Raw genomic sequence first — 6,220 nt, forward strand, 5'->3', positions numbered from 1 at the left:
GGTTGAGACAGACTCGGATGCAGAAACCGACTCAGATGTAGAAACTGATTCTGAGGTTGAAACCGATTCGGATGCTGATGTTGATTCGGACGTTGAGACCGACTCAGAGGCTGAAACTAACTCAGAGGCTGACGCTGATTCAGAGGCTGACGCTGACTCAGATGCAGAAACTGATTCTGATGTAGATGCCGATTCGGACGTTGAAACTGACTCTGAAGCCGATACTGATTCAGACGTTGAAACTGACTCGGACGTTGAGACTGATTCGGATGTTGACACTGATTCTGATGCAGATGCAGATGCAGATGCCGATTCTGAGGTCGACACTGATTTGGATGTTGAAACCGACTCAGAGGCTGAAATTGACTCGGATGTTGAGACAGACTCGGATGCAGAAACCGACTCGGATATTGAAACTGATTCGGATGCTGATACTGACTCAGAGGTTGAGGCTGATTCGGATGTTGACACCGACTCAGACGTAGATACTGATTCAGAGGTTGATGCTGACTCGGACTTAGACACCGATTCTGAGGTAGACACCGATTCTGAGGTTAACGCTGACTCAGACGTCGAGACTGACTCAGAGGTCGAGACTGATTCAGAAGCAGAGGCTGATTCAGAAGTTGACACTGACTCAGACGCAGAAGCTGATTCGGATGTTGACACTGACTCAGATGTAGATACCAACTCAGACGTCGAGACTGACTCAGATGTAGACACTGATTCTGACGTTGACACTGATTCCGACGCTGAGACTGACTCGGAATCTGATGCTGACTCAGAGGTTGATGCTGATTCAGAAGTTGACGCTGACTCGGACGCAGAGGCTGATTCTGACATTGAAACCGACTCTGAAGTCGAAACTGACACTGAAGCAGAGACTGACTGACTTTCAGATACTGAGGTGCTCAACGATGCTGACAATGATTCAGAGGTCGAGATTGACTCAGACGTTGAGACTGATTCAGATACAGAAACTGACTCAGAGGTAGATGCCAACTCTGAGGTTGAAATTGACTCAGACGTAGATACAGATTCAGAGACTGAAACTGACTCAGAGGTCGAGACTGATTCTGAGGTTGACGCTGACTCAGACGTCGATGCCGACTCAGACGTTGATACTGATTCTGACGTTGAAACCGACTCTGAGGTTGAGATTGATTCTGACGCTGACTCGGACACTGACACAGATTCAGACGCTGAGACTGACTCCGATGTTGATGCCGATTCAGAAGCAGACACTGATTCTGAGGCTGAAACTGACTCAGATGTAGAAACCGATTCGGATGTTGATACTGATTCTGATGTAGATGCTGACTCGGACGCTGACACTGATTCTGACGTTGAAACTGATTCAGAGGTTGATGCTGATTCTGAGGCTGAAACTGACTCAGAGGCTGATACTGATTCAGATACAGAAACAGACTCGGAAGTCGATACTGATTTGGAAGTCGACACCGACTCAGACGTTGAAACCGACACCGAAGTAGAGGTTGATTGACTCTCTAATACGGAAGTGCTCAACGATGCTGATTTTCTAGCGGACTCACTCAAAGATACTGATGCAGACTCCGACTGCGATTGACTCACTGATTTTGAAGCCGACTCGCGAGTCGATTGACTTAGTGACGCTGATACCGACTGTGAAAGCGATGCTGAAACTGACTGACTCACTGAAACAGAGGCGCTCGTTGAAGCGGATGTCGAGCTTGAGATAGACTGGCTAACCACTTTGGATACACTTGCTGATACCGAAGCAGACTGCAAGGCACTGACACTTGCAGAAGCTGACTCCGAAACCTTCACAGATTCAGATTTTCTTGTCGATACAGATTGACTCGTTGAAGCGGATTGAGATTGAGAAATCTCCTTGCTCAACGATTGACTGCGAGATAGATTTGCTTGAGCGGATGCGCTTGCCGATGCTGATTGGCTTAGTGAAGCTGACAAACTTTGTGAGCGAACCGAGCTCAGTGACTGGCTCAATGAAACGCTCTGCTGAGTCGATACGCTCTGTGATTGCTTCGCACTTAAAGACTGACTGATCGATTGCGAAGTCTTCGCAGATGCACTCTGACTGTTTGATACAGACTGACTGTGATCGCTATCTGACAGTTTTACCGCTACAACATTGGTCGTACTATCTTTATAAGTAATGGTGACTGTACCATCGCTATTAACCGTATAGGATTTAATCCGGTTGGCCACCTCTGGATTAACAGCCGATACAGCTGCAATCACCTTGCTCTTATCTGCATCTGTCAATGCAGTTAGACTCGTCACCTGAATAGTGCTTGTCGGCGCCACACCTGGCGTACGATCAGCGAGACGCCCTTGAGTAATCCGAATCTCACCCAAACCATTTGGACGGTTCATATTGGAGGCATTGTCAATAGCCGCGACGTTGCGTTGCCATGTATTTCGGTAGGTATGGTAAAGATCATCCTTCAAATGAATAGTCGTTGTGATGGTTGCAGGGTTCGCACTGGTAGCCGTAATATCGCCCGTGATAGGAGCAATATCACCTGTCCCATACTGGCTACTACCAAAGAAATTCCCGTTCAAAGCATTGTCGTTCAGATCCGCTCGTGCAACGACTTTCATTTCTTTCAACTTGCCACTGTCATCAGTAGCTGTAAAGGTCACAACCGCATCATCACCAGCGTAAATAGTATAATTCTTCCCACCACCTTCAAGAGGGGTTGATTTCGGTTCCACACCATTGACGGTCAACTTAGCCGTCACTTCAGGACGTGTGGCATCTGTTACAGCAACCATATTACTGGCATCGGAATAAACTGCATGATCACCATACAGAATGCGAGTCTTAGCTGTTACTCCACCCGTTTGCAAGGGAGCATTCGGTGTTACGATCGCTTGTCCAGAAGCATCCGCTACCGCTGTTCCGATTTCATCATCATTATTATACAAGACAACGGTCGATCCAGGCTCAGCACCGGTCACTGTTACAGGCGTTTGGGTGTAGGCTTTCTCCAGCAAGCGTGACTCCACCGTTGGTGCTGCAAGTCGCTTCACTGGAGCCGTCACATCATTTGTAGTGTTATCTTTATAGGTAATGGTCACCACACCTGCTTCTGATACCGAGTATTCCTTGAAGTCTTTTGAAGTGGCAATATTGGGGTTAGCAGTCTTAAACGCTTCCCAAATCTTCTCTTTTTCAGCCTGGGCCAAGTTAGTAGTATCATTGACAAAAGTCGCTGTCGTCACAGCCGTAATCGGATTACGAATGCCATCATTTTGCGGCAAAACCTGAATGCGTAGCGTTCGTGTCACTGACTGCCTAGCCGTATTGGTCACTACAAAAGAAACATTATAAATTTTCCCAGGCGTTACGACCTCTGTCTGCCCAACAGTTCCCATGATATTAAAGGCCACTGCACTATTTTTCAAGGCCGACGTCTGAGGCACATTGATGCCATTCACACGATCACTACCAGAAGCGTAGCCAATGCTCTTAATACTATTTCGTGTAGGAATGGTTTCCACAACATTATAAGCCTGATTAATGTAATCAGAGTTATAAACAGAAATCAAGGCATTGTTGGCTGGCCCTAAATTATACTGGGGTGCACGGAGACTGGTATCAGCATCTATACGATTCCCGTTACGTGGATCCCGTTGGCCAGATGTCGCACGAAGCACCGCATTGGCCAAGCGATTGCGAGCACTCTTTGCTTGACTTTCTACAGCATCGATTTGAATTGCGGGATTGGACAAACCAGTACGAATAGCTTCTAAAGCCAGATCTCCACTTTCAATAGCAGATTCCGTCCCAGGGATTTCCAAAGCCTGCGCACGATAGGTGTATAAATCCAAAGCCAAAACTTGCAGACGCTTCACCTGGTCTTCCGAGCGATTGTTTTGAGCCTCTGCTACTTTCTCACTCGTTTCAGAAGTAGCTACATGAATAGTATCATTCTCTGAGAAAGTGCTACTAGCAATTTCTGAAGTGGACGGACTCGCTGAAGCACTGATAACATGAGATTCACTCAAAGATACCGATTGAGATAGAGAGACGCTTTCACTAGCTGACTCTGAAAATGAGATGGATTCACTCATGGAGTGATTCGCTGACACAGAGTCTGTGGTAGACGTCGTTCCCAAGACAAAGCTATCTTGTCCAACCACACCGGTCGATGGGCTGATTTCAGACCCAACAGTCGCATTCATTTCATTTTCCTCAGCAAATACTGGATTGGCAACCGTTGTCGCCCCAGCCAGCGCCCCTAGCACAACCATCCCTTTGACCAGATCTGCAGGCATAGAGTGTGATGATGCTTCATATTGAACCACGATATTTTCATCTACACCACCTCGCATGACACGAAATAGGCCTAACCGCGAGACAGATGCCCGTACCCAATTCTTTCCTGATTTGATTAATTTATAACGCGTGATTCGCTCCGTTTCGCGAAAATCACCCTTCGAACGTTTGAAAAACATGTCCGCTCCTTAAAAATAAGATTTCGAGTTATTATACACTAATTTTCCGCAAAAGTAACTAATTAAGACTAGTTTTTAACATAAAAAACAGCACACAAAAAGAGAACCCGGAGGTTCTCTTTTTGGATCCTTTTTCATTTCCCACATACCTGAAATGACCGAATCAAATTAGGGTAGAAGATTATTTTTCATCTTCTTTTTTGCGGCTTCCAAGTGCTGCAACCCCTGCAACCCCTGCAACTGCTCCAAGAAGAGCTGAAGCTACAGATCCTGTTTCACCAGTATTTGGAAGTTGTTCAAGAGCTGGAGCTGGTTTAGCTGGTTGCTCAGGAACTGGGTTCACTGGTGTATTAGGTGTTGGAACGTTTGGAGTCTTCACAAGTTTGTAAACATAAGTAACGTTCTTATCACCTTCGATAACTTTACCAGTTGTTGGGTCAGTTGTTGTCAAGTGACCTTCACCGTCAACGTTACCTACTGGGTAGTTACCTTGTGGTACCAATTCATAGACTTTACCATCTGCAGTTGTGATTGTCTTAGGACGGTTATCCACAACTGTATCGTAGTCTTTACCTACTGGTTGGTCTTTTTCATCCACCACTGAAGTCTTGATTGTGTTACCATTTTCATCTACATAGTGAACGTAGACATTACCCTTCGGTTGAGTTGGTTGTTCTTTAAGTTTGTAGATGTAAGTAACGTCTTTACGTCCTTCAACCACTTTACCAGTTGTTGGGTCTGTTGATTCAAGGTGACCTTGAGTATCTACTTTACCAACTGTGTAGTTTCCGACTGGTACGATTTCGTAAGTTTTACCTTCGAATCTAATGTATTGTGGACGGTTGTCTTCAACAGTGTTGTAGTCTTTACCTACTGGTTGGTCTAACTCATCTGTTACTGATTCTTTAATGGTGTTACCTTCAGTATCTTTGTAGTGTACGTATACGCTACCCTTAGGTTGAGTTGGTTCTTCCTTCACTTCTTTGTAAACGTAAGTGATGATTGAACGTGGTTTATCAACTTTACCTTTAATTGGATCAGATGATTGTAAGTGTCCATCGCCATCAACTTTACCTACTGGGTAGTCACCTTTCGGTACGATCTTGTAAGTCTTACCGTCTGGAGTCTTGATAGTATTAGGTTTTTCACCTTCCTCAGTTGTGTTATATGGTGTGTCATATGGTGAGTTTGGTGTGTCTTGACGAGGTTTTTGAATTTCTTTACCATTTTCGTCTACGTAAGTGATGATGACGTCACCTTCTTTAGGTTTCGTTGGATCTTCTTTCAATTGGTAGACATATGTTACGTTCGTATCTTCTTCAGCAACTTTACCAGTTGTAGCATCATCACCTGTCCAGTGACCTTGATCGTCGACTTTACCTACTGGGTAGTTACCAGCTGGTACCAATTCGTATGTCTTACCTTGGAACTCGATCGTGCTTGGACGGTTGTCTACTACTGTATCGTAGTCCTTATCAACTGGTTGATCTTTTTCGTCAGTTACTGATTCTTTGATCTTGTTACCATTGACGTCAACATAGTGAACGTATACGTTACCCTTCACTTCTTTATAAACGTAAGTGATAGTTGATTTAGGTTTATCAACTTTACCTTTAATTGGATCAGATGATTGAAGGTGTCCGTCACCGTCAACTTTACCTACTGGGTAATCACCTTTTGGTACGATCTTGTATGTCTTACCATCTGGAGTCTTGATTGTGTTAGGTTTTTCACCTTCCTCAGTTGTGTTATA

At 45.0% G+C, this 6,220-nt stretch carries 2 protein-coding genes; both read right to left on the reverse strand.

Going from position 1 to position 6,220, the window contains the following annotated elements:
• On the reverse strand, positions 1-4,467 hold a 4,467-nt coding region (locus HMPREF2917_RS08485; protein WP_141751550.1), incomplete at its 3' end, for an accessory Sec-dependent serine-rich glycoprotein adhesin.
• Positions 4,468-4,648: 181 nt separating this feature from the next.
• On the reverse strand, positions 4,649-6,220 hold a 1,572-nt coding region (locus HMPREF2917_RS08490; protein WP_070590212.1), incomplete at its 5' end, for a MucBP domain-containing protein.

The organism is Streptococcus sp. HMSC061E03, assembly GCF_001813505.1.
In the GTDB taxonomy this organism is placed as follows: domain Bacteria; phylum Bacillota; class Bacilli; order Lactobacillales; family Streptococcaceae; genus Streptococcus.